The organism is Bradyrhizobium sp. JHI2711 (genome assembly GCF_056156565.1).
The window spans coordinates 272,198-297,703 of sequence record NZ_JBPZPT010000001.1 but is presented as its reverse complement, the minus strand read 5'-3'; the positions used below and the strand labels follow the sequence as shown (position 1 = coordinate 297,703).

Below are 25,506 nucleotides of genomic sequence, written 5' to 3'. Positions count from 1 at the left end.
GGGCCAGGAGCGGACTCATGCACCGTGACAACTACAGTTCTTTACTCGATCACTTCGTCGGCCCGCGCCAATAGCTGCTCAGAGAACACTACTCCGACTTCCTTTCCAGCCGCCCGATTGATGACGAGCTCGAACTTTGTTGGCTGGTAAAACGGAATGTCAGCCGGCTTTGAGCCCTTAAGAACTTGATCAATGGCACCTGCGGCACGGCGAAAAACTTCAACCAGATCGATCCCATAAGCTACCAGCCCACCGGCTTCGACAAATGCACGAAACGGGTAAATGGTCGGCAATCGGGACTTCGCCGCCAATTCGACGATTAGTCGTCGCTTTGTAATGTGCTCCGGACTACCGTCGACGAAGAGAGCATCGGCACCTGTCAGCGACATTGTCTCAATAATACTTCGGTACTCTTCCTCACTCCCATTATCTACATAAGAGGGGCCCACAACGGTGATCCCGGCCTTATCGGCCGCCTCACGCATTGCGGCTGCCTCCGGATTTGCTCTTGTAGCTAAAATACCGAGTTTTGATATCTTGGGGGCAATCTCCCTCAGAAGCTCGATGCGTTTCGCCCAAAGCTCCAAGCCGGGATCGACGGTAACGCCAGTAATGTTTCCGCCCGGCCGAGCGATGCTGGCTGCAATGCCGTGACCCACGGGGTCGCTGGTCATGGCAACGATCGGGACTGTTGGCGTTTCCTGCTTCATTGCAAGGACCAGGGAAACGCTGATCGCAAAAACAACGTCTGGATTGCGAGCTGCGGCGTCGGTTGCGAGCTTAGGATAGCCATCAACGCGACCTTCTCCGGAGAAGCGTTCAATAGATAGATTTCTCCCTTCGACATATCCAAGACGACGAAGTTCCCTGAAGAACTCCCGGTAATAGCGAAAGCGGCTAAGTTCGTTCAGCTCTGTTACGGGGTGCGATGGATGCAATATCGCCATCCGGTGCACTTTACTCGATTGCCCGTGTGCCACAGCAGGCAGCATGGATGCTGCACCAACAAACGCAATAAAATCGCGTCGTCGCATGTGTCCCTCCCAATGCCAGGGCTGCACTGAGACAATTTAGCAGATTCAAAGCCGGATGTCGGCAATTGAGTTAAAACCCGAAGAACTCAGGTTGAGCAAATCTGGTCCGCTCCGGCCGAGCGACCGGACTAGCGACCGCCGAGGCGCAACTTCGCCGACGGGCCACAAGCGGACCATTGCGACCGAACCAATAGGCCCCATCTTCAGCCACTCTCCAGGTAGTCGCTCCCGACAAATCGCGGGTCGACGGTCGGGTTCGAACTAATATGTTCGATCATGCCGCGCGAAATCCCGATGTCCTTGAGGTAATGATCGTTGAGTGCATACAAAGCGGTCCGCAATTTTTGACGCCGCCGCTCCTCCTGAAAAGTACGCCAGTATTGTTTGAAGAAGGCGCAGATCGGATGGATGGAAAGATTCAGACGTGCCGTTCCGCCTGTAACGTGGTTCGTGCTCATGAAATTTGCCTCCGGGTAAGCGGTCACCGGAAGGAACGTGCCTGCGCCCGAACAGACCTGCTTTATCTGCGGCTTACATTTTGATTACCGGCGGCTTAATGTTTTGCAGTCGGCCGTTGCAGCGCCTCCCGAACATCCCTGGGCATGGAGGAAGTGGCAGATGCGCTATCACTTTGAAGAACACACACTTGACACGGACCGGCGCGAGCTGCGTCGAGGCGCCGAGCTGATCGCTCTCGCACCACAAGTGTTCGACCTGCTTCACTACCTGATCCGCAATAGGGAACGGGTGGTCAGCAAAGACGACATCATCAGCGCAGTCTGGAACGGCCGCATTGTCTCGGATGCAGCATTGACGACCCGTCTCAATGCAGCCCGGACCGCCGTCTGCGACACCGGCGAAAGGCAGCAGGTAATCAGGACGCTGCAGCGCCAGGGCTTCCGGTTCGTCGGCAGGGTCATCGAAGATCAGGAGCGTTCAGTTGCAGCGGCGCATGACAACAAGGAGACCTCCCCCACCCCGGCACCTCGTCTTTCCATTGTTGTGATGCCGTTCGCAAACATAAGCGGCGACGCCGAACAAGACTATTTCGCCGACGGCGTTACGGAGAGCCTGACCACGGACCTGTCGCGCATCAGCGGTTCGTTCGTCATTGGCCGACACACAGCGTTTACCTACAAGGGCAAGTCGATCGATCTCAGACAGGTCGGCCGCGACCTGAACGTTCGCTATATCCTGGAAGGTTCGATTCAGCGGGCCGGTAGCCGGCTTCGCGTAAGCGTACAGCTGATCAGCGCCGAAACGGGCAACCATCTTTGGGCAGAGCGATTCGACAAACCTGTCGCCGACCTTTTCGACATGCAGGACGAAATTGTGTCACGGCTGGCCAACACGCTGAACGCCGAGCTGATTGCAGCTGAGGCGCGGCGAGCCGAGAGCTCCGCAAACCCGGACGCGATGGACCTGTATTTCCGGGGCAGAGCCATCTCCAACATGGGGCAGACCCCCGAGCTCCTGACGCAAGCACAGGGCTTTTTCGAACGTGCCTTGGTGCTCGACCCGTCCTGCATGGAGGCACTGGTCGGCAGAGCAGAGGTCGATGTAACTTTTCCAGCGTCTTTCTTGACCGACGACGCGACCCCTCGCCTTGCAGCGGCAGAGAAGACGCTGGGCAAGGCCTTGTCGCTGGCGCCACAGAATGCCATGGCGCACTTGCTTCTCGGCCTCGTCCAGATCACCACAAATCGCGCCGCTCAAGGTATTGCGGCATGCGAACGAGCGTTGGCTCTGGATCGCAATTTGGCCGAGGCCCACGCTTGGATTGGTCTGGCAAAAACCTACACCGGTCGAGCCATGGAAGCCGAGATGCACATCCTTGAGGCGCTCCGGCTGTCTCCTCGCGACATAAGAGCCTTCCGTTGGCTGATGGTCATTGGCGCAGCCAAGTTGAACCTTGATGCCGCCGCGGAAGCGGTGGTTTGGTTAAGGCGCAGCATTGAGGCCAATCGCAACAATCCACTTGCGCAGGTTTGGCTCGCCGGCGCCTTGGTGCGACTTGGCGAGTTGGATGAGGCAAAGGCCGCTGCGCGAGCGGCCCTTGTCCTTGATCCGACTTTCACCATCCGCCGCTTGCGCGCCACAGCACCGAGCAACAATCCGACCTTCCTTGCCGGACGCGACCGAATTTACGAGGGTCTGCGCTTGGCCGGGGTGCCGGAGGGTTGACGTCCGCTTGGGTCATTAGCGGCGGTCAGTGCCACCATGGTGCCATGTCCGGTATCCCGTAGAAAGCCGACATGGCGGCGCCTCGTCTCTGGTCAGCTTGGGGCACAGAAGCCGACGTGATGGTTTGGGGCTGTCTGGCGCAACAGGACGTCGGTCAATCTGATTCGATGGTTCGCGGCGGGTGAGAAATCAATTAACGCGAGTCGCTTTCTGTGCCTCTTCGATATGGCGCCGCTGATCGAGAAACGCCTGGCTGGACCGCGTCTTGTACAAATCCAGAGACTCGGTCTCGTCGGCCTGCAGCGTGATCGCCGCATCGACATAGGCGAGCCGGTGCGGATCCGACTTGACCTTGCGCGCCAGCCGGTGGAGGCGCAGCGCGAGCGAAGCCCATTGTACCGCCTTCACCGCGGTGTCGGCGGCATAGCGAGGATAAAAGGACCAGGCCGGCTCGACCGGCAGATGCGGACGGCGCTCGTCGCGGCTTTTGAGCCGCAGCACACCCCCTTCGAGCGGATGGACGCGCTCGATGGGATGGTAACCTTTGAAATAGAGCGCGTAGGTGCCGATCTTGCCGACATTATTGCCCATCGCCGCGGCACGCCGCATCAGCGTCTCGATGTGCTCCCAGCTGTAATAGGTGTTCCAGGCGAGCTCGACGGCGCGCTCCCAGTCCGCCTTGGACATGGCGGGGTGGTCCGTCGCGACGTGGTCCAGGTCGTATTTGTTGAGGTCCGCATCCATCGCGACGCCCTTCAGGTAGAGCGTCTTGTGATCTTCCGAGCCCGGCAGCGGCGTCAGGAAGAAGAACTCCAGCATGTCGATCGGCAGCTCATGCTTGATGATCTCGATGTCGCGGACGATCGATTCCGGTGTGTCGTTGGGAAAGCCAATAATGTAGCCGCCGACGGTCATGATCCTGGCCTTCTTCCAGGCCATCATCATCTCGCGATAGTCGGTGATCTTGTTCTGTCGCTTCTTGGCGCCGAGCAGACTGTCCGGATTGATGTTTTCGAGGCCGATGAAGCATCGCCGGACGCCGGCCTTGGCGCATTTCTCGATGAAGTTGGGCAGCTTGTGGCAGAGCGTGTCGACCTGGATCGTGAAACGGAGGTCCCAGCCCTCCGTCTCGCGCAGCGCGATGATGCGGTCGAGCAAGATCTCCCAATCCTTGTTGCGCGCAAAATTGTCGTCGGTGAGAAAGAAGGCGAAGACGCCCTGAGCGACGTTGGCGCGGATCACGGCCTCGATGTCGTCGGCGCTGCGGCGTCGCGACTTGCGGCCCTGCACGTTGATGATGGTGCAGAACGAGCACTGGAACGGGCAGCCGCGCCCCGCGTCGAAGCTCGTGGTGTGGCCGATGACCCTTCCGATCTGCTGGCGGGGAATGATCGGCAAAGGCTGGCTCTCCAGGTGCGGCAGATCGTCGATGTAGTTGTAGAGAGGCCGCAACCGCCCGGCGACCGCATCCTGCAACAGTTCCTCGAGCCGTCCCTCGGCTTCGCCTGCGAAGACCGACACACCGACGTCCATCATCTCCTGAACGCCGGGATCGCGCTCCGGCAACATCGAGAGGGTGCCGGACACATGGAAGCCGCCGATCGCAACTTGGATTCCGAGCTTGCGAAACTGTCTCGCCAGATCGAGCGATCGGGGAAACTGGTTGGACTGGACCCCGACCAGCATCACCATGCCGGCGTCCGCAGCCTTGATCGCACGCGCCAGATCCGCGACACGCACCTTCCAGTTGGTCTCATCGATGGCGTCGATCTCGATGTTGAAATCGGGCCCGAGAACCCCGCGTTCGCGACAATCGAGCGCGATGCCGTAAAGGCAGGCTAGCGAATTCGAAGGCAGGCCGCCGCGCCACCATCGAATGACGTAGCCATCGTCGTCGTAATGTGACGGCTTGATCAGAACAAGCCGGAAAGTCTTGTTCGTCCTCATGAGCTACGGGTAGCTCGATCTCGGTCAAGGGCCAACTGGTTTCCGTCAGCTCCCCGCAAAAAGACAACGAACTGTGGCGCGAAAACATCCGGTCAGCTAACCGCAGACGGTGCTATAGCATGTTCGGCACAAATGGGGCTGCACAGTCGCCAGCTCATGCGCAAGACGTCCGCTCCCGGTCACGTGCGATAATGCTCTGATTGATCACAGGATTTTCCTATGCCCTCAGAAGCTGACATCGCCTTTCTGTGAGTACACGCCCAGGTGGAATAGACGTGCCTTCCCCCTTGGGCCATCAGCCCTCCGCCGAGACTAGTGCCGACCGCCCGGCAATCTCCTCGCTCCGCCAGCACCGCACCGCGTGCCCATCTGCGCGCGTCTCCAGCGTTGGCCCCGGCTCGCTCCGGCACACCGCCTCCGCGTAGCGACATCGCGGGCTGAAGGCGCAGCCGTTCGGCGGGTTGAGCGGATTGGGCAGGTCGCCGCCGGTCGTTGCCAGCGGGGCATGGCGCAGCGGATCGGGGATGGCGGCGATCAGGGCCTGCGTGTAGGGGTGCGCGGGACGCTCGAAGATCTCGCGCCAGTTGCCGTTCTCGACGATGCGGCCGAGATACATCACCGCGACGCGGTCGCTCATGTGCTCGACGACGCCGAGGTCATGGCTGATCATGATGTAGGACAGGCCGAGCGTGTCCTTCAATTCCAGCAGCAGATTGATGATCTGGGCGCGGATCGAGACGTCGAGCGCCGAGACCGGCTCGTCGCAGATGACGATTCTGGGGTTGAGGATCAGCGCGCGAGCGATACCGATGCGCTGGCGCTGGCCACCGGAGAACTCATGCGGATAGCGGTCGGCCTGCTCGGGGCGCAGGCCGACGTGCCTGAGCATCGTCGCGAGGCGGTCCTCGATCTCGCTTTTCGCGGTCACGCCGTGCACGCGCAGGGGATCTTCGAGCGTGCGGCGCACGGTCTGGCGCGGATTGAGCGACGCGTAGGGATCCTGGAACACGATCTGCACGATGCGGGCGAGCGCTTTCCGGTCTCCGGATTGCCGGTTCGTGACGACCTGCCCGTCCAGCACGATGCGGCCGCGCGTCGGCGTCAGCAGGCCGAGGATCGAGAGCGCGACCGTCGACTTGCCCGAGCCGGACTCGCCGACGAGGCCGAGGCATTCGCCGCGCTTCAGCCTGAGGTCGACGCCGTCGACGGCGCGGAGCAGCCGACGGCCGCGGCCCAGCAGGCCGCCTCCAAGCGGAAAATGAACGGCGAGATCCTCCACGCTGAGGATCACATCGTCATCCGCTCTCCCCTTTGGCTCATGCATGGTGGTGACACCGGACGAAACCGCCCGCCTCCAGCCCTTCCGTCTGAGGCGCGGTGGTTCGGCAAATATCCGTCGCCTGCGCGCAACGCGGATTGAACCGGCAGCCATCGGGGAAGCGCGTGATCGCCGGCACGACGCCCGCGATCTCCTTCAGCCTGCTGCGGCCGAGCGCAGCACGGCTGCCGAGACGCGGCAGGGAGTCGACGAGGCCCTGCGTATAGGGATGGGAGGGCGCTCGGAAGATGTCGGCCGAGCCGCGCTCCTCGACGATGCGGCCGGCATACATGACGGCGACGCGGCGGCAGACATTGGCAACAAGGCCGAGATCGTGGCTGATCATCAGGATCGCCGTTCCGCGCTCGGCGCACAGATTGCGCATCAGCTCGATGATCTCCGCCTGCACGGTGACGTCGAGCGCCGTCGTCGGCTCGTCGGCGATCAGCAGGTCCGGACCGCAGGCGAGCGCAATCGCGATCATCACGCGCTGGCGCATCCCGCCCGACAGCTGATGCGGATAGTCCTTCACGCGCCGCTCCGGCGCGGGGACGCGGACGCTCGCGAGCGCCTCGACCGCCAGCTGGTTGGCCTCCCGCCAGCTCTTGCCCTTATGCAGCACGAACATCTCGGCGATCTGCCGCCCCACCGGCGAGACCGGGTTCAGCGCCGTCATCGGCTCCTGGAAGATCATGGCGATGCGATTGCCGCGCAGTTGCCGTTGCCTCGCAGCGGACAGGTGCTGGATCTCCTGGCCCTGGAACCGGATGACGCCGCCGCCGATCGACAAGGGTGGCCGCAGCAGGCCGATCAAAGCGAGCGCCGTGATGCTCTTGCCGCAACCGGACTCGCCGACGAGGCCGAACGTCTCGCCGCCATCGATGCGGAATGAAACGCCTTCGGCCGCAGCAACGCGCCTTAATCCGTCATCGAGATCGATGCGGAGATCCTCGACCTCGAGCAGCGGCGCGCCGGTCATGTGCGCCGGCTCCGCGATTGCGGATCCAGGATGTCGCGCAGGCCATCGCCGAGCAGATTGAGGCCGAGCACGGTGAGGAAGATGGCAAGGCCCGGGAAAATCGAAAGCCACGGCGCCGTCGTGATCTGCTCGCGCGCTTCCGACAGCATGCTGCCCCAGCTCGGAAAGGGCGGGCGGACGCCGAGGCCCAGGAACGACAATGCGGCTTCGGACAGGACCGCGCTGCCCATGCCCAGCGTGCCGATGACGACGATCGGCCCCAGCATGTTCGGCAGGAGCTGCGTGATCATGATGCGGATATCACCGTAGCCGAGCACGGTGGCCGCCTGCACATAGCCCTGGCTCCGCAGCGACAGCGCCGAGGCCCGTGCCAGGCGGCAAGTGAACGACCAGTTGGTCAGCCCGAGCGCGATCAAGAGGCTGGTCAGCCCGGGACCGAGCACGGCCATGATGGCGAGCGCGAAGATCAGCGAGGGGATCGCGAGCATGAGATTGGTCAGGGCGTTGACGACATCGTCCCACCAGCCGCCGAAATAGCCGGCGCTGAGGCCGAGCGCCACGCCGATGACGCTGTTGATGAGCTGGGAGACGATACCGACCGTCAGCGAGACGCGCGCGCCGTAGAGGACACGGGAATAGATGTCGCGGCCCTGCGCGTCGGTGCCGAACCACCAGGTCCAGCTCGGCGGCTCCTCCGCATTCATGAGGTTGGCGTCCATGACGGGATCGGTGTGCGCCAGCCATGGCGCGAGCAGACCGACCACGATCGCCAGCGCGAACAACGACCCGCCGATGACGAGATTGGCGCGCAGCTTCATGCGTATCTGATCCTGGGATCGATCACGCCGTAGAGCATGTCGATCAACAGATTGATCGCGAGAAAGAACATCACCACGACGAGGATGGAGCCCTGGACGGCGGGAATGTCGCGCTGGAGCACGCTGTCGACCAGCAGCGAGCCGATGCCCGGCCAGGAGAACAGTTTCTCGACCACGACCGCCTGCCCCATCAGGGCGCCGAACTGCAGGCCCATGGTCGTGAGGATGAGGACGAGCGCGTTGCGCATCACGTGCCACTTGACGACCCTGGTCTCGCTCATGCCCTTCGAGCGCGCGGTGCGGACGAAATCCGCGGTCATGATCTCGAGCACCGCGGCGCGCGTCGTCCGCGCCAGCAGCGCCATCGGCGAGACGCCAAGCGTCACGGCGGGCAGGATCAGGTATTTGAGGCTGCCGTCACCGTAGCCGAAACTCGGCAGCCAGCCGAGCTTGAGCGCGAACAGGTACATCAAGAGCAGCCCGAGCCAGAACTTGGCCAATGACAGGCCGGACACTGCCAGCATCATCGAGACGGTGTCGACGAGGCTGCCCGGCCGCAAGGCGGCGACGAAGCCGAGCGGCACGCCGAGCAGAATCGCAAACGCCATGGATGCGAAGATCAGCTGCAGCGTCGGCCATGCCCGCTTGGCGATCATGGTCGTGACAGGCTCACGGGTCCGGAACGATGTTCCGAAATCGCCGGTCGCGAGCCCGGCGATGTAGGTGCCGAAACGCATATAGACGGGCTGATCGAGGCCGAGCTGCTTCTTCATGCGCAGCTCGACCTGCGGATCACTGTCGTCGCTCATGCTCGAGACGATGCTGCCGGGAACGACGCTGAACAGCACAAACACCAGCAGCACCACGGCGAGCACGGTCGGGATGGTCTGCAGGACGCGGCGGATCAGGAACGCGAGCATCTCAACTTTTCCCCGCTCCCTCCCTCGCCCGTCGCGCTAGGCGGGAGCGCGCGTGTCACTTCGCGGGCGAGGTCTCGTCGACCCAGAGGTCCTCGACGTTCTGGTGGGTCAGCTCGGTCGCGTTGAGCTGAATTCCCTTCAGCCAGGGCTGCACCGCCATGACCGCCTTGTTGTAGTTGAAGAACCAGACCGGCGCCTCCTCGTAGAGCAGCGCATTGGCCTTCTGCAGCAACTGGATGCGCTTTGTGGGATCGTCGGCCTGTCCGGCTTCATCGAGGATCTTGTCGAAGTCGGGATTTTTGTAGGTCGTGTAGTTACAGGCCGCCTGCGGCGTCGCCGAATGGAAGCATTTGAGCGCGGCCTGAGGATCGGGGCCGCTCGCCTGGGAATAGATGAAGGCCTGATAGTCGCCGGTGCGAACCACCTCGGCCAGCACCGCGGTCTCGACCTGCTTGACCTTGGCCTTGATGCCGACCTTGTCCAGCATCGGAATGACGGCCGAGACGATCGGCAGGCCCCAGCTTTCATTCTGGCTGGTGGTCCATTCGAACTCGAAGCCGTTAGGATAGCCGGCTTCGGTGAGCAATTGCTTGGCCTTTGCGGGATCGAAGGGATAAGGCTTCATCGCCTTGTCGTAGGCCGGCGAGGTCAGCGGCAGCCAGCTGGTGGCGCGGTAGGCCTTGCCCTTGACCAGCTTGTTGATGATCAAATCGGTGTCGATGGCGTAATTGATCGCCTGCCTCACGCGCTTGTCGGAGAACGGCTTGACCGCGGGATTCATGCCCATGTAGCGCGTGAACACCTCGGCGACCTCGACGATGGTGCCCTTGAGGTCGGCGTCGGATTGGTAGGCGACGTACTGCGCAGGTCCCAGCACCGAGGTGTCGATCTCCTTGTTGCGGAAGGCGACGTCGCGCGCCGCGGCCTCGCCCATCACCGACACCACGATCTTGTCGGCATAGGGCTTGCCGGGCTTGTAGAACCGGTCCCAGCGCTCCAGGACGATGCGCGATCCCGGCACGTGCTCCACGAACTTGAACGGACCGAGACCGATCGGCTTCTGGATGAAGCTTTCCTTGGCGGCCTCGTCGGCGGGATAGATCGAGGTCAGCGCGGTGAAGAAGTAAAAGCCGGGATCAACCTTCTCGGTCAGCTTCATCTCGATGGTGAAGTCGTCGATCTTCTTCAGGCCCGAGATCTCCTTGGCCTGGCCCTTCTCGACTGCGGCTGCGCCCTCGATGACACGGACGTAACGCGCGCCGGGATAGGCCTTGCTGCCGTCCATGATGCGGTTGTAGGACCAGATGATGTCGTCGGCCGTCATCTTGCGGCCGCTGTGGAAATAGGCGTCGTCGCGCAGCTTGAAGGTGTGAACGAGGCCTCCGCCCGAGACCACATCCTCCTTGGCGAGCTCGAGCACCGGCTTTCCTTCCGCCGAATTCCAGATGTACAGCGAACGGTGCAGGGCCTTGGCGTAGATCTCATCCTGGGCGCGCTGCGTGGTGTGAATGTCGAGGCTGGTGAAGCTCGAGCCGTAGGGCGCCGTCATGCGGATGGTTCCGCCCTTGCGCGGTGTCTGCGCCTCGGCTGTGGCGGCGAGCGCCAGTCCCAAACCGGCAACGATCGCGATGGTCTTGAACATCATGTGTCCCCCCGACGCAGGCGTATTGCGATGAGTGATTTGATCATTCGTCGCCTGCCGAAAGCAAGCTTCGTTTTGACGGCAAATGATGCCGGTTCCTGAGGCAGTCTTTCGGCGGGGCATTGACGCGGTGCGTCATCGGGCGAGAAGGATTGATGAACATTTTTCCTGATCAACGCGACCAAGCTCAGGATCATTATCTGAGCCCCAAGGGATCTGGAAAAAAATGAATCGCCGAACGCTAGCTGCCCTGCTCGCGGCCGGTCTGGTCGCCGCGACGGCCGTGCTGGCGCGCCCGGTCGCGGCCGGCCTAGGTGGAGAGAGCGTGACAGACGCTATCCAGTTCGGCTGGAGTCGCACCTCCGGCGCGAACGACAATGTCGACCAGACCTGGTGGGCGGTCCGGAGCCATGACACTCTGGACAATTTCGTCGAACGACTGCTCAGCATTCCCGTCGGGATGATGGCGCGCGGTGCGGGAGCACGTTTCGAAGCCAAGCTCTCCGAGCATACCGGCCTGCCGCTGCCCGAAGGCTGGGCCCTCGCGACGGCGAAAGATTCGCCGCAGATCCGGTCGATTTACGCCGAGACGCCGCGCGATCTCGGTTCTGTGCTCGGCTTCTATCGCGACGCACTCGGCAAGCGTGGCTGGACGGAGAAAGAAGGTGCCGTCGAAGAGCCGGACCGGGCCGTGATCACGTTCCTGACGAGAGAGGGACCGGTCCTGCTCCGGCTCTCACGTCAGGACGACAAGACAATTGCCGAGCTGTCGAGGCGCAAGCTCGCCTCGGCGACCATCGGCCTGCTGCCGAAGCCCGGGCATGTGAGGCTGATGCTCGGCAACAAGACGGATGAAGCGGCGGTGATCACCGTCGCCGACCAGGCCGTCAATCTGGCGGCGCACGCCGGCGAAGAACTGGCGAACTCTGACGGTGCCGCAGGCGAATTGCCGGACAGCCAGAAGCTCGATCTGCCGCCCGGCAGGTACAAGGTCACCCTCAAGGTGGACGGCGGAGCGGCAGCGAGCCGGGAGTTCGAGGTCGCGGCCAACGAGACCTGGGGTTTGCTGGCCGGCGCGGACGGCGTCCTGCTGCCGATGCGGCTTTACTAACGTTCCGGGGACGATCTCTCATCTCGCAATCACGGAGCGTGGGCGGGCTCCTCATGAGGCTGGTTCAGCCCGACAATTCCGGCATCCAGTCCCGCAGTTTTCGCGCGGCATTCGTCACATCCGCGATGGTCCGGAACGACGCCGTCTCCACCATCATCGCCCTCGCCAGCCGCACGGCACGGGCTTCGCTGACCGCCCGCGTGCGCGGGTCCTCGATCAGCTCGAAATCGATGTTGTGGGCGAGGCCGAAGATGCGGCGGATGATTTTTGCGGCTGCGAAGCCGACAGCGTCGGCGAACAGGCGTTGCACGTAACTTTTTCGCTCGGCTTCCAGCCGCACGGCACCCTGCTCGCCGGCGAAAAGCGTGACCGGATAGGCATCGCCGGTGCCTCCCGCCCGCCAGAGATCGAGGAACTTTCGGGCGAACTCGGTCCAGACCTGCTCGACCGTCTCCAGCACCCAGGCCTCGAATGCCGCCCGTTCGCCCGGCGCGCGCTCGTGGCCGGCGGAAGCGAAATAGGCCATCAGGAGATTGGCCAGCACGGCGCCGATGTCGAAGCCCATCGGACCGTAGAATGCGAATTCCGGATCGATCACCCGGGTCTGGCCGTCCGTGACCATGATCGAGCCGGTGTGGAGGTCGCCATGGATCAGCGCTTCCGGGCTCGCCATGAATTTCAGCTTCAGCCGGGAGACAGCGACATGCAGCTCCAAGTCCTCGCGCAGGTTCGCGGCAAGGCCGTCCAGATAGGGCGCGGTCCAGCGGTTCTGCTCGGCGATGCGGTAGGGATCGGTGAAGATCAGGTCCTCGGTGATCTTGCACAGGGCGTGGTTGCCGGCAAAGGCCGCGATGGCCTCCTTCTTCTCGGCCGCTGACAGCGCGAGGTCGGAGGTGAAGAACAGCGTCCGCGCCATGAAGGTGGTGATATCGTCGACGAAACGCGGATAGCGCGTTGCCGCGACCAGGCCCTTGCGCATGATGATGTGGGGCTCGAGCAGCTCCATCACCGTCAGCGCCAGCGCCTCGTTGTGATGCAGCACGGCCGGCACCAGGCCGGGCGCGAGCTGGGCCTGGCGCGACAGCGCCAGATATTCGTAATGGGCGCGCGACAGCGGCAGGGGCCAGCTCTCGCCGACGAGGCGGACGTAAGGCAGCGCCTGCTTCACGGCGATGCCGCCGCGCGCGCCCTTGACGATGAAGACGAGGTTGAGGTTGCCGTCGCCCACCTCGGTGATCGCCCAGGAGGACGCCTCGCCGCCAAGGAGCGCGGCGATATCAGGCAAGCCCGCGAGATAGTCCCGCAAGTCCGCCTCGTGCAAAATCCGATAGTCCCCTGCCCGGTCCCCGGTCATTGCGATCCCATCCCATGTCTGGGCCGGATCGCTACTCCCGATGCTGGCAAGCTCGAGCCGATCCGGCCATTCTTTTCATCGGATCGTAGCCACAATGTACGTTGTCTGCCACCCGGTGCTTTGGTGGCGGCCAAGCTGGGACGCTTGGTCGCGAGCTCCGATTGGTCGATTGAGGAACCCAAGCAAGCTGAGACGGTTTTGGGTTTCTGACCTTCTAAAAGGAGCGAGCGATGAGCCGCGGAATGCCATCTATGACTGCCCTGCTGGCGATGCTGGCCATCGCCGGATATCAGAACCGCGACAAGCTGGCGGAGCTGCTGAAAGGCGCCGGCGCCGGCTCGTCCACCGGCGGCCAGCAACCGCTCGGAGGCATGCTCGGCAATCTCGGCGGCATGCTCGGCGCTGGCGGAATCGGGGGCCTGCTCAATGGCGGGATTGGCGAGCTCCTGGAGAGGTTCAACCAGAATGGGCAGGGCGAGATCGCCGATTCATGGGTGAAGCCAGGCCCCAACAAGGAGATCTCCCCGCCGGAGCTCAAGCAAGCCATCGGCAGCGACGTCCTGGAGAAGCTCGCGCAGCAAACCGGGCTTTCCCAGGAGGAGATCGTCTCACGGCTAACCCGCGAGCTTCCTTCCGCAATCGACAAATACACGCCGGATGGACGCCTGCCCGACGCATAGAAGCAGCGGCTCAACTCGAAAAGGTGTACTCATGAGCATTCTCTGGACCATCATCATTGGCTTTCTCGCCGGCGTGATCGCCAAGTTCATCATGCCGGGCGACAACGAACCTTCAGGGTTCATCCTGACGACCATCCTCGGCATCGTCGGCGCCTTCGTCGCTTCGTATCTTGGGCAAGCGCTGGGCTGGTATCGCCCTGGCGAGGGTGCGGGCCTGATCGGTGCCGTGGTCGGCGCGATCATCGTGCTGTTCGTTTACGGTCTCTTCGCCGGCCGGCAGCGCCGCGCGATCTAGCTAGAAAGTCTCCCGCTCCAGGAAGCTGGAGCCGATGTCGGCCTTTCTCTTGATCGGATCGTAGTCGCAATAGACGCTGTCCGCGACCAGCGTGTAGCTGGCGCTGACCGTGTATTTGTCCGTCTTGACCGAGTTCAGGCCGATCACCGAGGTGCTCTTGCCGCCGTTCCATTTGAACGGCGTCGAGCTCTTGGCCTGTTCGCAGGCCAGCACAGCCTCGTTGAAGACATAGCCCTCGACGAACGCCTTCAGGGTGCGCACCTGCGCCGCCATTCGCCATTCGAAATAGCCGATGGCACCGAGCCCTGCGACGATCAGCACCAGAAGCGCAATGACGATACGCTGAAATGTCATTTTTGACCCCATAACAACGCCAATCAAAACTTAAAACGGCATTCCCATCATCTTCGACAGGCGCTCGATCGAGAGATAGCCGGCATGATAGGCCGCAAGGCCAATGCCGAACACGATTGCCGAGATGATCGTGGTCCAGATCAGCTTGTGCCCCATGCGGGTGAGGATGGGAGCACCGGGATCGGTGCCGGGCGCGCCAACACCGTCCTCGTGCTGGCTGCGCACGCCGAACGGCAGCGTCACGAACAGCATGACCCACCAGAGCACGAAATAGATCGCGAGCCAGGTTGAAATCTGGATGGCCATGACGCGGCCCTATGCCTGCTCGATCTCGACGAGGGCGCCGGAAAAATCCTTGGGGTGCAGGAACAGCACCGGCTTGCCGTGGGCGCCGATCTTCGGCACGCCGTCGCCGAGCACCCTCGCGCCCTCCTTCACCAGCGTGTCGCGCGAGGCGATGATGTCGACGACCTCGTAGCAGACGTGATGGATGCCGCCGTCGGGATTGCGCTCGATGAACTTCGCGATCGGCGAGGCCTCGCCGAGCGGCTCGATGAACTCGATCTTGGTGTTGGGCAGGGTCGCGAACACGGTGGTGACGCCGTGCTCGGGCAGCGGCACGGCCTCGGAAATCTGGGCGCCGAAGGCCGCACCGTAGATCTTCGCGGCCTTGACCGCATCCTTGGTCGCGATCGCGACATGGTTGAGCCGGCCCAACATGTTCCCCTCCCTATACCGTCAGTACATGTACCAGACAGGGGGGCTTTTTGCCCCAATGTTCGTTGATCACGGCCCGGACAGCGCGTCGCACCGACTCGGCCAAGGCGTCCGGATCGCGCCGGCGCGCCCTCGGCAAGCCTTCGATGGTCGACATCACGGCATCGAAGACGACGTCGTCGAAGGCCTCGCCGGCCCTGTTCTTCTCGGGGATGCCGACCAAATCGAGCTCGGGATCACCGGCGAGCTCACCCTGCGCGGTCATCGCGATGGCGACGAAGGCGCAGCCGGAAAAGCCCATGCGGCGCCGCTCCACGACGGCACGGGACTTGGAGTCTTCCAGGATCGTGCCGTCCTTGTACAGACGTCCCGACGGCACCTCGCCGACGATGCCGGGATCGCCGGGGCCGAGCTTGACGAGGTCACCGTTGCGGCAGACCAGCACGCGCGGCACGCCGGCAGCGCGGGCGAGCTTGGCGTGCTCATGCAGGTGCAGGGCCTCGCCGTGGACCGGGATCAGGATCTGCGGCTTCACCCAGGAGATCATATCGCGCAGCTCGTCACGGCGGGGATGGCCGGAGACGTGGACCAGCGCATCGCGGTCGGTGATGACCTCGACGCCCTGCAGCACCAGATTGTTGATGATCGAGCCGACCGCCTTCTCGTTGCCGGGAATGGTGCGCGAGGAGAAGATGACGCTGTCGCCGCGGTTCAGCGTGATTTCAGGATGGTCGTCATTGGCGATGCGGGCCAGCGCGGCGCGCGGCTCGCCCTGGCTGCCCGTGCACAACGCCAGCACCTTGTCCTGCGGCAGGTGGCCATAGACCTCGGGCGAGCGGAAGTTCTGCACGCCCTCGAGATAGCCGGTCTCGCGTGCAACCTGCACCACGCGCTCCATGGCCCGGCCGACCACGACGACCTCGCGGTCCGCGGCCCTCGCCGCGTCAGCCACCGCTTTGACGCGGGCGACGTTGGAGGCGAACGTCGTCACCGCGACGCGGCCCTTGGCGGATTTGACGAGGTCGATGATGGTTCGGGCGACCTCGGCCTCCGAGGGCGAACGGCCGTCGCGCACGGCATTGGTGGAATCGCCGATCAAGGCGAGCACGCCCTGCTCGCCCAATTCGCGCAGCCGCTTCTCGTCGGTCGCGGCTCCAAGCGTCGGGGTCGGGTCGATCTTCCAGTCGCCGGTGTGCAGCACGATGCCGGCGTCGGTGTGGATCGCCAGCGCATGCGCTTCCGGAATCGAATGCGCGACCGGAATGAACTCGACGTTGAACGGACCGATATCGACCCGGCCGCCTGAAGGCACCACGGTGACCGGAATCTCGGGCGCGTTGCGCTCGGCGGCGCATTTGGCCTCGAACAGCGCGGCGCTGAACCTGGTTGCGTAGATCGGGCATTTCAGCTTCGGCCAGAGGTCGATGATGGCGCCGAAATGATCCTCATGGGCGTGGGTCAGCACGAGGCCCATCAGGTTCTTGCGCTCCTTCTCCAGGAAGGAGATGTCGGGCATGATCAGGTCGATGCCGGGCAGATGCTCCTCATCGCCGAAGGAGACGCCGAGATCGACCGCAAGCCAGGCGCGCTGGTGACGGTTGCCTAGGCCGTAGATCGACAGGTTCATGCCGATCTCGCCGACGCCGCCGAGCGGCGCAAACACCAATTCGTCCGGCCTTGCCATCACGCTGCTCCCACCGAGGCGACGGGGCCGAAGAACACCTCGCCGGCCGCAACCGGCACGAGGCGGCCCTCCGCGGTGCGGACGATCAGGCAGCCGGTGTCGTCGATCGTGTCAAAAACACCTTCCAGCGTCATGGTTCCCGTGTGGATGGCAACCTTTTCGCCGAGGCCGGCGGCGCGCTCCAGCCAGAGCCTGCGGATCTCGGCAAAGCCGCGGCCATTGTCCCAGATGCCGCGGAACTCGACCCAGGCATCCGACAGCGCCATGAATAGCTCCTCGGCGCTGATCTGGACGCCGAGGGCGGCCAGCGATACGGCGGGCGTCGGGGTGCCCTCGGGCGCGGCGACCACATTGGTCCCGATGCCCACCACGACGGCAAGGCCGCCACCGACGGCCTCGGCCTCAAGGCCAATGCCGACCAGCTTCTTGCCGCTGGCGAGCACGTCATTCGGCCATTTCAGCGCGTAGCGGGGCCGGCCTTCGCCGAGACGGAGCGCGGCCTCGAGGCTCACCTTCTCCAGTGCCGCCTCCTCGGCCAGCCCTGCGGCAAAGCCGAGCGTGGCGGCGACGGCGGGGGCGACGTCCATGACTTCGAGGATGCTGGCGGCGAGATTGCCGCGCGGCGCGATCCAGGCGCGCTGGCGCCGGCCGCGGCCGGCGGTCTGCTCGGACGTGACGAACCACATCGGGCCGCGCTCGCCGGCCCTGGCGTGTTCGATCGCCTCGCTATTGGTCGAGCCGGTCCGTTCGAACGCCGCGAGCCTGTAGCCCGCAGCCGATGCGCGAGGACCGAGCGCGAAGGCCATCCTAGAACAACGACTTTGCCGCGGCGGAGGCGACGCTCACCACGGGCCCCGCGAACAGCGCAAACAGGATATTGAACAGGCCCGCCACCGCCAGCACCGTCCGCACCTCGATGCGCACCGGATCGACCCGGCCGGCCGGCTCGTCGAAATACATCGTCTTGACGATCGCGAGATAATAGTAGGCGCCGACCACGCTGGTCAGCACGCCGATGACGGCGAGCGTGAACAGGTTCGCCTTGATGGCGGCGACGAAGACGTACCATTTGGCGAAGAAGCCGGCGAGCGGCGGAATGCCGGCGAGCGAGAACAGCAGCATCGCGAACATGAAGGCGAGCAGCGGATTGGTGCGCGACAGGCCGGCGAAATCGCTGATCTGCTCCACGGCCTGGCCGTTGCGCTTCATCGCGAGGATGATGGAGAACGAGCCGAGCGTCATCGCGACATAGATCACGATGTACATCAACACGCCCTGCGCGCCTTCCACCGTGCCGGAGGCAAGGCCGACCAGCGCGAAGCCCATGTGACCGATCGACGAATAGGCCATCAGGCGCTTGATGTTGCTCTGGCCGATCGCGGCGAAGGAGCCGAGCGCCATCGAGGCGATCGACACGAACACCAGGATCTGCTGCCATTGCGAGACGATGCCGGGGAATGCGGTGAGCGTGACGCGGGTGAAGACGGCGAGCGCGGCGACCTTCGGCGCCGACGCGAAGAAGGCGGTGACCGGGGTCGGCGCGCCCTCGTAGACGTCAGGCGTCCACATGTGGAACGGCACGGCCGAGACCTTGAAGCAGAGGCCGACGAGCAGGAAGACGAGGCCGAACACCAGGCCGACATTCGAGACCGTCGCGGCCGCGGCGATGCCGGTGAAGCTCACCGTGCCGGTGAAGCCGTAGACCAGCGAGGCGCCGTACAGCAGCATGCCCGAGGACAGCGCGCCGAGCACGAAGTACTTCAGGCCGGCTTCGGTCGACTTGGCGTTGTCGCGGTTCGAGGCTGCCACGACGTAGAGCGCCAGCGACATCAATTCGAGGCCGAGATAGAGCGAGATCAGGTCGCCGGCCGAGATCAGCACCATCATGCCGAGCGTCGAGAGCAGCACGAGGATGGCGTATTCGAAAATCCGGCGCGACGGGTCTGACAGGAACTCGGTCGACAGGACGAGCGTCACGGCCGAGCCGATCAGGGCCAGGATCTTCATGAAGCGGGCGAAGTCGTCGACGATGAAGCTGCCGCCGAACGTCACCTGCTTGCCCGCGGGCTGCATGTAGACGAGCGCGCCGACCACGATGAGGAGCAACACCGCCAGCGACGTCACGGTCCTGGTCGTCTCCTGCCCGCGATAGGCGCCGAGCATCAGAAGCGCCATAGCGCCGACCGCGAGCACGAGCTCGGGCAGCACCGGCGCCAGTTGATAACCTGCAGTCGAAAAGCTCATGGCGATATCCTGACCTGCCCGATCACTGGAGCAGTGCGGCGGCCTTCACGGCCGTCACGGCGGTATTGTAATTGTTGACGAGTTGCTGGACCGAGGCGGCCGACATGTCGAGCACCGGCTTCGGATAGACGCCGAACAGGATCGTCAGCGCGATCATCGGGAATAGAATGACGCACTCCCGCAAGGTGAGATCCTTCATGCTCGCCAGCTGCGGCTTGACCAGCGCCCCGAACACGACCTTGCGATAGAGCCATAGTGCGTAGGCCGCCGAGAGGATCACGCCGAAGCTGGCGAAGAACGCGGTCGGGATCGAGACCTTGAAGGTGCCGAGCAGCGTCATGAACTCGCCGACGAAGCCGCTCGTGCCGGGCAGACCGACATTGGCCATGGTGAACACCATGAAGGTCATCGCATAGAGCGGCATCCGGTTGACGAGGCCGCCATAGGCCGCGATCTCGCGGGTGTGCAGGCGGTCGTAGACGACGCCGACGCAGAGGAACAGCGCGCCGGAGACGATGCCGTGCGAGATCATCTGGAACACGCCGCCGGCGACGCCCTGCATGGTGCCGGCGAAGATGCCCATGGTGACGAAGCCCATATGCGCGACCGAGGAGTACGCGATCAGCTTCTTCATGTCCTCCTGCATCAGCGCCACCAGCGAGGTGTAGATGATGGCGATGGCCGAGAGCGTGAACACCAGCGGCGCGAAGTCGTGCGAGGCCAGCGGGAACATCGGCAGCGAGAAGCGCAGGAAGCCGTAGCCGCCCATCTTCAGCAGGATCGCGGCGAGGACCACGGAGCCCGCGGTCGGTGCCTCCACGTGCGCGTCGGGGAGCCAGGTGTGCACCGGCCACATCGGCATCTTCACCGCAAAGGAGGCAAAGAAGGCGAGCCACGCCCAGGTCTGCAACGACCGCGGCACGGCGGTGTGCATCAGCGTCGGGATGTCGGTGGTGCCGCCGTTCCAGTACAGCGCCATGATGGCGAGCAGCATCAGGACCGAGCCGAGCAGCGTGTAGAGAAAGAACTTGAACGAGGCATAGACCCGGCGCGGACCGCCCCAGACGCCGATGATCAGGAACATCGGGATCAGGCCGCCCTCGAAGAACAGGTAGAACAGCACGAGATCGAGCGCCGAGAAGGTGCCGATCATCAGCGTTTCCAGGATCAGGAACGCCATCATATATTCGCGGACGCGGTTGGTGATCGCCTTCCAGCTCGCGATGATGCAAAACGGCATCACGGCGGTGGTCAGGATCACGAGCGGCAGTGAGATGCCGTCGACGCCCATGTGGTAGGTGATGCCGGTGGCGAGCCAGTTCGCCTTCTCGACGAATTGGAAGTCGGGGTTGCTGGGGTCGAAGCGCATGACCAGGATCACCGACACCGCGAAGGTGATCAGCGTGGTCCAGAGCGCGATCCAGCGCGAATTGCGCCGCGCCGCCTCGTCGTCACCGCGGCTCAGATAGACGATCAGCGCGCCGACCAGCGGCAGGAACGTCGTGACCGAAAGAATGGGCCAGGTTGTCATTTACTGGCCTCCAAAGCCGAACATGAACCAGGTGATCAGGCCGGCGGCGCCGATCAGCATGGCGAATGCATAGTGATAGAGATAGCCGGTCTGGATCTTGACGACGTTGCGGGTGACGTCCAGCACGCGGGCCGAGACGCCGTCGGGGCCGAAGCCGTCGATGATGAAGCCGTCGCCCTTCTTCCAGAGCTGGTAGCCGATCCACTTCGCCGGTCGGACGAAGATGATGTCGTAGAGCTCGTCGAAGTACCATTTGTTGAGCAGGAACTGGTACAGCATCGGCTGCGTGTTCGCGAGCTCGACCGGCAGGTAGGGCCGGCGGATGTAGAACAGGTAGGAGACGAGGAAACCCAGCACCATCATCACCGTCGGCAGGAAGGCGATGGTCTGCGGGATGTGATGCATCTCCTCGATGATGTGCGGGTTCATCTTGACGGACTCGCGGAAGAACTCCTCGACCCCGTGGCCGGCGAACAGCTCCTTGAACGGCAGGCCGGCGACGAACGAGCCGACCGCGAGCACGCCGATCGGGATCAGGATCCAGAGCGGAGCCTCATGCGCGGCCTCGTAATGATGCTCGTCATGCGGCTCGCCGTGGAAGGTCTTGAAGATCAGGCGCCAGGAGTAGAACGAGGTCAGGCCGGCGGCGATGATCGTCATCAGGAAGCCGTACACCGCGAACGGATTGTGCGAGGCGTAGGCGGACTCGATGATCGCGTCCTTGGAGAAGTAGCCGGCGGTGAGCGGGAAGCCGGTCAGCGCCAGCGTGCCGACCACCATCACCGCATAGGTGTAGGGAATCTTCTTCCAGAGGCCGCCCATGTTGCGGATGTCCTGCTCGTGGTGCATCGCGTAGATCACCGAGCCGGAGCCCAGGAACAGCAGCGCCTTGAAGAAGGCGTGCGTGAACAGGTGGAACATGCCGACCGAATAGGCCCCTGCTCCCATCGCCACGAACATGTAGCCGAGCTGCGAACAGGTCGAGTAGGCGACGATGCGCTTGATGTCGTTCTGGACGAGGCCGATGGTCGCGGCGAAGAACGCCGTGGTCGCGCCGAAGAACATCACGACGGCCTGGGCATTCGGAGCGAGCTCGAACAGCGGCGACAGGCGCGCCACCATGAAGACGCCGGCGGTGACCATGGTCGCGGCATGGATCAGCGCCGACACCGGGGTCGGGCCTTCCATCGCGTCCGGCAACCAGGTGTGCAGCAGGAACTGGGCGGACTTGCCCATCGCGCCCATGAACAGCAGCAGGCAGGTCAGCGTCAGCGCGTCGGCGTGCCAGCCGAGGAAGTTGATGGTCTTGCCGGTGAGGCCGGGCGCGGCGTGGAAGATGGTCTCGAAATCGGTCGAGCCGACCAGCATGAAAACCGCGAAGATGCCGAGCGCGAAGCCGAAGTCGCCGACGCGGTTGACCACGAAGGCCTTGATGGCGGCAGCGTTCGCCGAGGGCTTCTGGTACCAGAAGCCGATCAGCAGATAGCTGGCGAGACCCACGCCTTCCCAGCCGAAGAACAGCTGCACCAAATTGTCGGCCGTCACCAGCATCAGCATGGCGAAGGTGAACAGCGAGAGATACCCGAAGAAGCGCGGCCGGTTCGGGTCCTCGTCCATGTAGCCGATGGAATAGAGGTGCACGAGCGAGGACACGGTCGTCACCACCACCAGCATTACGGCGGTGAGCGTATCGACGCGCAGCGTCCACCAGACCTGGAGATCGCCGGAGAAGATCCAGGGCAGCAACTGGATCCTGTAGTCGTGATGCATGAAGCCGACGTCGACCAGCGTCATCCAGGACAAGGCCGCCGAGACGAACAGCAGCCCGGTGGTGATCAGCTCGGCCGCGCGCGAGCCCGCCGCCGGCGGCTCGGTCGGGCCATGGCCGTGATCGTCGTGAGCGTCGTCGTGATGGCTCTCGTGGATGACCGAGGCATCCTCGTTGATCTTGTCGGACGCATGGGCATGCGCGCCATGGCCGTGGCCGCCGTGATGATCGAGCTCGTCGCCCGAGGGATTGCGGGCATGCGCGCCGAACAGCGCGATCAGGCCAGCCAGAATGGCGCCCAGCAGAGGCAGAAAGACAATTGCCTGAACCATGACTTACTCTTTCCGCATGATCTGGTCGGAAAACCGGTACCCACTTTTCCGGATCATGCGCTCAGCCCTTCATCAGATTGACGTCCTCAACCGCGATCGAGCCGCGGTTGCGGAAATAGACCACCAGGATGGCGAGACCGATCGCAGCTTCGGCAGCCGCGACCGTCAACACCAGCAGCGCGAAGACCTGGCCGACGATGTCGCCGAGGAAGCTCGAGAACGCCACGAGGTTGATGTTGACCGAGAGCAGGATCAGCTCGATCGACATCAGGATGACGATGATGTTCTTGCGGTTCAGGAAGATGCCGAGGATGCCGAGCGTGAACAGGATCGCGCCGACCGCCAGATAGTGTCCGAGCCCGATCGTCATTTCACCCACTCCGCCGCGTCCGCGTCCGAGAGCCCCTGCCCCGGCGCCACCTTGCGCACCGCCATCGCGATGTCGGGCGTGCGCGCGTTCTGAACGTTGATGTCCTGCCGCTTGACCTTCTCCTTGTGGCGCAGCGTCAGCACGATGGCGCCGATCATGGCGACCAGGAGCACCATGCCCGAGAGCTGGAAGTAGTGGATGTACTTCGTATAGAGCACGAGACCAAGCGCCTCGGTGTTGCTGACGTTGGCCGGGATCGCCGCCGTGATCGTCTTGGAGACGCCGGGGTTGATGACCCAGAAGCCGACGGTGAGCAGCAACTCGAACATGAAGATGCCGCCGATCACGAGGCCGACCGGCAGGTACTCGATGAAGCCCTCGCGCAGCTCGAGGAAGTCGACGTCGAGCATCATGATCACGAACAGGAACAGCACCGCGACCGCGCCGACATAGACGACGATCAGCATCATGCCGAGGAATTCGGCGCCCATCAGCACGAACAGGCCGGAGGCGTTGACGAAGGCCAGGATCAGGTACAGCACGGAGTGCACGGGATTGCGCGAGACAATCACCATCACGGCCGAGGCGACGCAGACGCCGGCGAAGAGATAGAAGAACAGCGCGGGAAGGATCATGCCCTCACCTCACCGGTACGGCGCGTCGAGCTCGATCGCCTTGGCGATCTCGCGTTCCCAGCGGTCGCCGTTGGCGAGCAGCTTGGCCTTGTCATAATAGAGCTCCTCGCGGGTCTCGGTCGCGAACTCGAAGTTCGGGCCTTCAACGATGGCATCGACCGGACAGGCCTCCTGGCAGAGGCCGCAATAGATGCACTTCACCATGTCGATGTCGTAGCGCACGGTGCGGCGGGTGCCGTCGTTGCGGCGCGGGCCGGCCTCGATGGTGATGGCCTGCGCCGGGCAGACCGCCTCGCACAGCTTGCAGGCGATGCAGCGCTCTTCGCCGTTCGGATAGCGGCGCAGCGCGTGCTCGCCGCGGAATCGGGGCGAGATCGGGCCCTTCTCGAACGGATAGTTCAGCGTCGGCTTCGGCTGAAAGAAATAACGCATGGCGAGGAAGAACGCCGAGACGAATTCCGACAGCAGAAGCGAGCGTGCAGTGGCGTTGACGTTGATACCCATGACGGCCCTCACTTCGGCGCGATGCCGGCGAAATGCAGCACGCCGGCCACCACGATCACCATCGCCAGCGACAGCGGCAGGAACACCTTCCAGCCGAGGCGCATCAATTGATCGTAGCGGTAGCGCGGCACGATCGCCTTCGCCATCGCGAACAGGAAGAACATGAAGAACAGTTTGAGCGAGAACCAGATGATCCCCGGAACCCAGTTGAAGGGCGGCAGGTCCACCGGCGGCAGCCAGCCTCCGAGGAACAGGATGGTCGCCAGCGCACACATCGTGACGATCGCGACATACTCGCCGAGCATGAACAAGAGGTACGGCGTCGAGCCGTACTCGACCATGAAGCCGGCGACGAGCTCGGATTCGGCTTCGACGAGGTCGAAGGGCGGACGGTTGGTTTCCGCCAGCGCCGAGACGTAGAACACCACGAACATCGGGAACAACGGCCAGACGTACCAGTTCAGGATCGTCAGCTGCGGCAGCCCGATCAGGCTGGCGAGGCCGCGCGCGTGCTGGGCCTCGACCACCGCCGTCAGGTTCAGCGTGCCGGCGCAGAGCAGCACGGTGATGATGACGAAGCCGATCGAGACTTCGTACGACACCATCTGCGCGGCCGAGCGCAGCGCGGCGAGGAACGGATACTTCGAGTTCGACGACCAGCCGGCCATGATGATGCCGTAGATCGACAGCGACGAGATCGCGAAGATGAAGAGGACGCCGACATTGATGTCGGCGATCACCCAGCCGAGATTGGTCGGGATCACGGCCCAGGCGGCGAGCGCGAGCACGCATGAGACCAAGGGAGCAAGAAGAAACACGCCCTTGTTGGCGCCGGCCGGGATGATCGGCTCCTTCAGCACGAACTTGAGCAGGTCGGCGAAGGATTGCAGCAGGCCCCACGGGCCGACGACGTTCGGGCCGCGGCGGATCTGCACCGCCGCCCAGATCTTGCGGTCGGCGAGCAGGATGTAGGCGATCGCGACCAGCAGGACGACGAGCACGAGGACGCTCTGCGCGACCATGATGATCAGCGGCCAGAGGAACCCGGTCCAGAATGCGCTTTCGAAGAATTCCATCAGATCACG

25 protein-coding genes are annotated in these 25,506 nt (G+C 63.6%); 4 read left to right on the top strand and 21 right to left on the bottom strand.

Going from position 1 to position 25,506, the window contains the following annotated elements; all coding sequences use genetic code 11:
* Positions 1-41: 41 nt before the first annotated feature.
* The gene (locus ACTEK7_RS01460) at positions 42-1,034 is read right to left on the bottom strand and encodes an ABC transporter substrate-binding protein (protein WP_225147161.1); all 993 of its coding nucleotides are present in this window, start codon (positions 1,032-1,034) and stop codon (positions 42-44) included.
* 203 nt (positions 1,035-1,237) lie between these two features.
* Positions 1,238-1,492, bottom strand: coding sequence for a DUF1127 domain-containing protein (locus ACTEK7_RS01455; RefSeq protein WP_225133770.1), 255 nt, complete (start codon positions 1,490-1,492; stop codon positions 1,238-1,240).
* A gap of 160 nt (positions 1,493-1,652) precedes the next feature.
* On the opposite strand from ACTEK7_RS01455, the gene ACTEK7_RS01450 reads away from it, so the two are divergent.
* Positions 1,653-3,218 (top strand): winged helix-turn-helix domain-containing tetratricopeptide repeat protein, encoded by a 1,566-nt coding sequence (locus ACTEK7_RS01450; protein WP_225133846.1) that lies wholly within the window; start codon positions 1,653-1,655, stop codon positions 3,216-3,218.
* A gap of 189 nt (positions 3,219-3,407) precedes the next feature.
* On the opposite strand, the gene ACTEK7_RS01445 is transcribed toward ACTEK7_RS01450, so the two are convergent.
* The 6 genes from ACTEK7_RS01445 to ACTEK7_RS01420 all read right to left on the bottom strand — a co-directional run bounded on the left by ACTEK7_RS01445 (position 3,408) and on the right by ACTEK7_RS01420 (position 10,845).
* Positions 3,408-5,165, bottom strand: a complete 1,758-nt coding sequence (locus tag ACTEK7_RS01445) for a B12-binding domain-containing radical SAM protein (protein WP_225147162.1) — start codon at positions 5,163-5,165, stop codon at positions 3,408-3,410.
* Positions 5,166-5,460: 295 nt separating this feature from the next.
* Complete coding sequence (locus ACTEK7_RS01440) at positions 5,461-6,489, bottom strand: ABC transporter ATP-binding protein (protein ID WP_225133772.1); 1,029 nt, start codon at positions 6,487-6,489, stop codon at positions 5,461-5,463.
* The gene (locus ACTEK7_RS01435) at positions 6,482-7,462 is read right to left on the bottom strand and encodes an ABC transporter ATP-binding protein (RefSeq protein ID WP_225113108.1); all 981 of its coding nucleotides are present in this window, start codon (positions 7,460-7,462) and stop codon (positions 6,482-6,484) included. The genes ACTEK7_RS01440 and ACTEK7_RS01435 overlap by 8 nt, the downstream gene beginning before the upstream one ends.
* A complete protein-coding gene (locus tag ACTEK7_RS01430; protein ID WP_036010134.1) occupies positions 7,459-8,280 on the bottom strand; it encodes an ABC transporter permease in 822 nt (273 codons plus the stop codon). The genes ACTEK7_RS01435 and ACTEK7_RS01430 overlap by 4 nt, the downstream gene beginning before the upstream one ends.
* The gene (locus ACTEK7_RS01425) at positions 8,277-9,200 is read right to left on the bottom strand and encodes an ABC transporter permease (protein ID WP_128265629.1); all 924 of its coding nucleotides are present in this window, start codon (positions 9,198-9,200) and stop codon (positions 8,277-8,279) included. Before ACTEK7_RS01425 ends, ACTEK7_RS01430 begins: the two co-directional genes overlap by 4 nt.
* A 55-nt stretch (positions 9,201-9,255) precedes the next feature.
* A complete protein-coding gene (locus ACTEK7_RS01420; RefSeq protein WP_463671661.1) occupies positions 9,256-10,845 on the bottom strand; it encodes an ABC transporter substrate-binding protein in 1,590 nt (529 codons plus the stop codon).
* 223 nt (positions 10,846-11,068) lie between these two features.
* Here ACTEK7_RS01420 and ACTEK7_RS01415 point away from each other — a divergent pair, with 223 nt between their 5' ends.
* Complete coding sequence (locus ACTEK7_RS01415; RefSeq protein WP_225147163.1) at positions 11,069-11,953, top strand: hypothetical protein; 885 nt, start codon at positions 11,069-11,071, stop codon at positions 11,951-11,953.
* Between the two features lie 64 nt (positions 11,954-12,017).
* Here the strand turns inward: ACTEK7_RS01415 and mtnK are convergent, their stop codons facing one another.
* Positions 12,018-13,307 (bottom strand): S-methyl-5-thioribose kinase, encoded by a 1,290-nt coding sequence (mtnK, locus tag ACTEK7_RS01410; RefSeq protein WP_225147164.1) that lies wholly within the window; start codon positions 13,305-13,307, stop codon positions 12,018-12,020.
* 230 nt (positions 13,308-13,537) lie between these two features.
* On the opposite strand from mtnK, the gene ACTEK7_RS01405 reads away from it, so the two are divergent.
* Entirely contained in the window at positions 13,538-13,987 is a 450-nt protein-coding gene (locus ACTEK7_RS01405) for a YidB family protein (protein WP_036025325.1), read from the top strand.
* Positions 13,988-14,018: 31 nt separating this feature from the next.
* Positions 14,019-14,282 (top strand): GlsB/YeaQ/YmgE family stress response membrane protein, encoded by a 264-nt coding sequence (locus ACTEK7_RS01400; protein WP_024341246.1) that lies wholly within the window; start codon positions 14,019-14,021, stop codon positions 14,280-14,282.
* Here the strand turns inward: ACTEK7_RS01400 and ACTEK7_RS01395 are convergent, their stop codons facing one another.
* From ACTEK7_RS01395 to nuoH, 12 genes are all read right to left on the bottom strand, one after another.
* Positions 14,283-14,636, bottom strand: coding sequence for a hypothetical protein (locus ACTEK7_RS01395; protein WP_036010150.1), 354 nt, complete (start codon positions 14,634-14,636; stop codon positions 14,283-14,285). It abuts the gene before it with no gap.
* A gap of 30 nt (positions 14,637-14,666) precedes the next feature.
* Positions 14,667-14,942 carry a DUF1467 family protein gene (locus ACTEK7_RS01390; protein ID WP_025036606.1) on the bottom strand — a complete coding sequence of 92 codons (276 nt, stop codon included), beginning with the start codon at positions 14,940-14,942 and terminating at the stop codon, positions 14,667-14,669.
* A gap of 9 nt (positions 14,943-14,951) precedes the next feature.
* Positions 14,952-15,356: a methylmalonyl-CoA epimerase gene (gene mce / locus ACTEK7_RS01385; RefSeq protein ID WP_036010154.1), complete on the bottom strand. Its 405-nt coding sequence runs from the start codon at positions 15,354-15,356 to the stop codon at positions 14,952-14,954.
* A 10-nt stretch (positions 15,357-15,366) separates the two neighbouring features.
* On the bottom strand, positions 15,367-17,037 hold the full coding sequence (locus tag ACTEK7_RS01380; RefSeq protein WP_225143299.1) for a ribonuclease J: 1,671 nt from the start codon (positions 17,035-17,037) through the stop codon (positions 15,367-15,369).
* A complete protein-coding gene (locus ACTEK7_RS01375; RefSeq protein WP_036025332.1) occupies positions 17,037-17,843 on the bottom strand; it encodes a biotin--[acetyl-CoA-carboxylase] ligase in 807 nt (268 codons plus the stop codon). Before ACTEK7_RS01375 ends, ACTEK7_RS01380 begins: the two co-directional genes overlap by 1 nt.
* A 1-nt stretch (position 17,844) precedes the next feature.
* Complete coding sequence (gene nuoN / locus ACTEK7_RS01370) at positions 17,845-19,281, bottom strand: NADH-quinone oxidoreductase subunit NuoN (RefSeq protein WP_036025333.1); 1,437 nt, start codon at positions 19,279-19,281, stop codon at positions 17,845-17,847.
* 22 nt (positions 19,282-19,303) lie between these two features.
* Positions 19,304-20,812: an NADH-quinone oxidoreductase subunit M gene (locus tag ACTEK7_RS01365; protein WP_036010164.1), complete on the bottom strand. Its 1,509-nt coding sequence runs from the start codon at positions 20,810-20,812 to the stop codon at positions 19,304-19,306.
* Entirely contained in the window at positions 20,813-22,912 is a 2,100-nt protein-coding gene (gene nuoL, locus ACTEK7_RS01360) for an NADH-quinone oxidoreductase subunit L (protein ID WP_225147165.1), read from the bottom strand.
* Between the two features lie 61 nt (positions 22,913-22,973).
* Positions 22,974-23,282 (bottom strand): NADH-quinone oxidoreductase subunit NuoK, encoded by a 309-nt coding sequence (nuoK, locus tag ACTEK7_RS01355; RefSeq protein WP_036010170.1) that lies wholly within the window; start codon positions 23,280-23,282, stop codon positions 22,974-22,976.
* Positions 23,279-23,917: an NADH-quinone oxidoreductase subunit J gene (locus ACTEK7_RS01350; RefSeq protein WP_036010173.1), complete on the bottom strand. Its 639-nt coding sequence runs from the start codon at positions 23,915-23,917 to the stop codon at positions 23,279-23,281. The genes nuoK and ACTEK7_RS01350 overlap by 4 nt, the downstream gene beginning before the upstream one ends.
* 9 nt (positions 23,918-23,926) lie before the next feature.
* Positions 23,927-24,421 (bottom strand): NADH-quinone oxidoreductase subunit NuoI, encoded by a 495-nt coding sequence (gene nuoI, locus ACTEK7_RS01345; RefSeq protein WP_157283556.1) that lies wholly within the window; start codon positions 24,419-24,421, stop codon positions 23,927-23,929.
* An 8-nt stretch (positions 24,422-24,429) separates the two neighbouring features.
* Complete coding sequence (gene nuoH / locus ACTEK7_RS01340; RefSeq protein WP_085969087.1) at positions 24,430-25,497, bottom strand: NADH-quinone oxidoreductase subunit NuoH; 1,068 nt, start codon at positions 25,495-25,497, stop codon at positions 24,430-24,432.
* Between the last annotated feature and the right edge of the window lie 9 nt (positions 25,498-25,506).

Bases quoted from the DNA above. Each gene is read 5' to 3' on its own strand.
- ACTEK7_RS01380 (WP_225143299.1), bottom strand. From the start codon at position 17,037: ATGGCAAGGCCGGACGAATTGGTGTTTGCGCCGCTCGGCGGCGTCGGC.
- nuoK (WP_036010170.1), bottom strand. From the start codon at position 23,282: ATGACGATCGGGCTCGGACACTATCTGGCGGTCGGCGCGATCCTGTTC.
- ACTEK7_RS01450 (WP_225133846.1), top strand. From the start codon at position 1,653: ATGCGCTATCACTTTGAAGAACACACACTTGACACGGACCGGCGCGAG.
- ACTEK7_RS01375 (WP_036025332.1), bottom strand. From the start codon at position 17,843: ATGGCCTTCGCGCTCGGTCCTCGCGCATCGGCTGCGGGCTACAGGCTC.
- ACTEK7_RS01440 (WP_225133772.1), bottom strand. From the start codon at position 6,489: ATGCATGAGCCAAAGGGGAGAGCGGATGACGATGTGATCCTCAGCGTG.
- ACTEK7_RS01455 (WP_225133770.1), bottom strand. From the start codon at position 1,492: ATGAGCACGAACCACGTTACAGGCGGAACGGCACGTCTGAATCTTTCC.
- ACTEK7_RS01405 (WP_036025325.1), top strand. From the start codon at position 13,538: ATGAGCCGCGGAATGCCATCTATGACTGCCCTGCTGGCGATGCTGGCC.
- ACTEK7_RS01400 (WP_024341246.1), top strand. From the start codon at position 14,019: ATGAGCATTCTCTGGACCATCATCATTGGCTTTCTCGCCGGCGTGATC.
- mtnK (WP_225147164.1), bottom strand. From the start codon at position 13,307: ATGACCGGGGACCGGGCAGGGGACTATCGGATTTTGCACGAGGCGGAC.
- nuoL (WP_225147165.1), bottom strand. From the start codon at position 22,912: ATGGTTCAGGCAATTGTCTTTCTGCCTCTGCTGGGCGCCATTCTGGCT.
- ACTEK7_RS01420 (WP_463671661.1), bottom strand. From the start codon at position 10,845: ATGATGTTCAAGACCATCGCGATCGTTGCCGGTTTGGGACTGGCGCTC.
- ACTEK7_RS01365 (WP_036010164.1), bottom strand. From the start codon at position 20,812: ATGACAACCTGGCCCATTCTTTCGGTCACGACGTTCCTGCCGCTGGTC.
- ACTEK7_RS01350 (WP_036010173.1), bottom strand. From the start codon at position 23,917: ATGATCCTTCCCGCGCTGTTCTTCTATCTCTTCGCCGGCGTCTGCGTC.
- nuoH (WP_085969087.1), bottom strand. From the start codon at position 25,497: ATGGAATTCTTCGAAAGCGCATTCTGGACCGGGTTCCTCTGGCCGCTG.
- ACTEK7_RS01460 (WP_225147161.1), bottom strand. From the start codon at position 1,034: ATGCGACGACGCGATTTTATTGCGTTTGTTGGTGCAGCATCCATGCTG.
- ACTEK7_RS01430 (WP_036010134.1), bottom strand. From the start codon at position 8,280: ATGAAGCTGCGCGCCAATCTCGTCATCGGCGGGTCGTTGTTCGCGCTG.
- ACTEK7_RS01445 (WP_225147162.1), bottom strand. From the start codon at position 5,165: ATGAGGACGAACAAGACTTTCCGGCTTGTTCTGATCAAGCCGTCACAT.
- mce (WP_036010154.1), bottom strand. From the start codon at position 15,356: ATGTTGGGCCGGCTCAACCATGTCGCGATCGCGACCAAGGATGCGGTC.
- ACTEK7_RS01390 (WP_025036606.1), bottom strand. From the start codon at position 14,942: ATGGCCATCCAGATTTCAACCTGGCTCGCGATCTATTTCGTGCTCTGG.
- ACTEK7_RS01395 (WP_036010150.1), bottom strand. From the start codon at position 14,636: ATGACATTTCAGCGTATCGTCATTGCGCTTCTGGTGCTGATCGTCGCA.
- ACTEK7_RS01415 (WP_225147163.1), top strand. From the start codon at position 11,069: ATGAATCGCCGAACGCTAGCTGCCCTGCTCGCGGCCGGTCTGGTCGCC.
- nuoN (WP_036025333.1), bottom strand. From the start codon at position 19,281: ATGAGCTTTTCGACTGCAGGTTATCAACTGGCGCCGGTGCTGCCCGAG.
- ACTEK7_RS01425 (WP_128265629.1), bottom strand. From the start codon at position 9,200: ATGCTCGCGTTCCTGATCCGCCGCGTCCTGCAGACCATCCCGACCGTG.
- nuoI (WP_157283556.1), bottom strand. From the start codon at position 24,421: ATGGGTATCAACGTCAACGCCACTGCACGCTCGCTTCTGCTGTCGGAA.
- ACTEK7_RS01435 (WP_225113108.1), bottom strand. From the start codon at position 7,462: ATGACCGGCGCGCCGCTGCTCGAGGTCGAGGATCTCCGCATCGATCTC.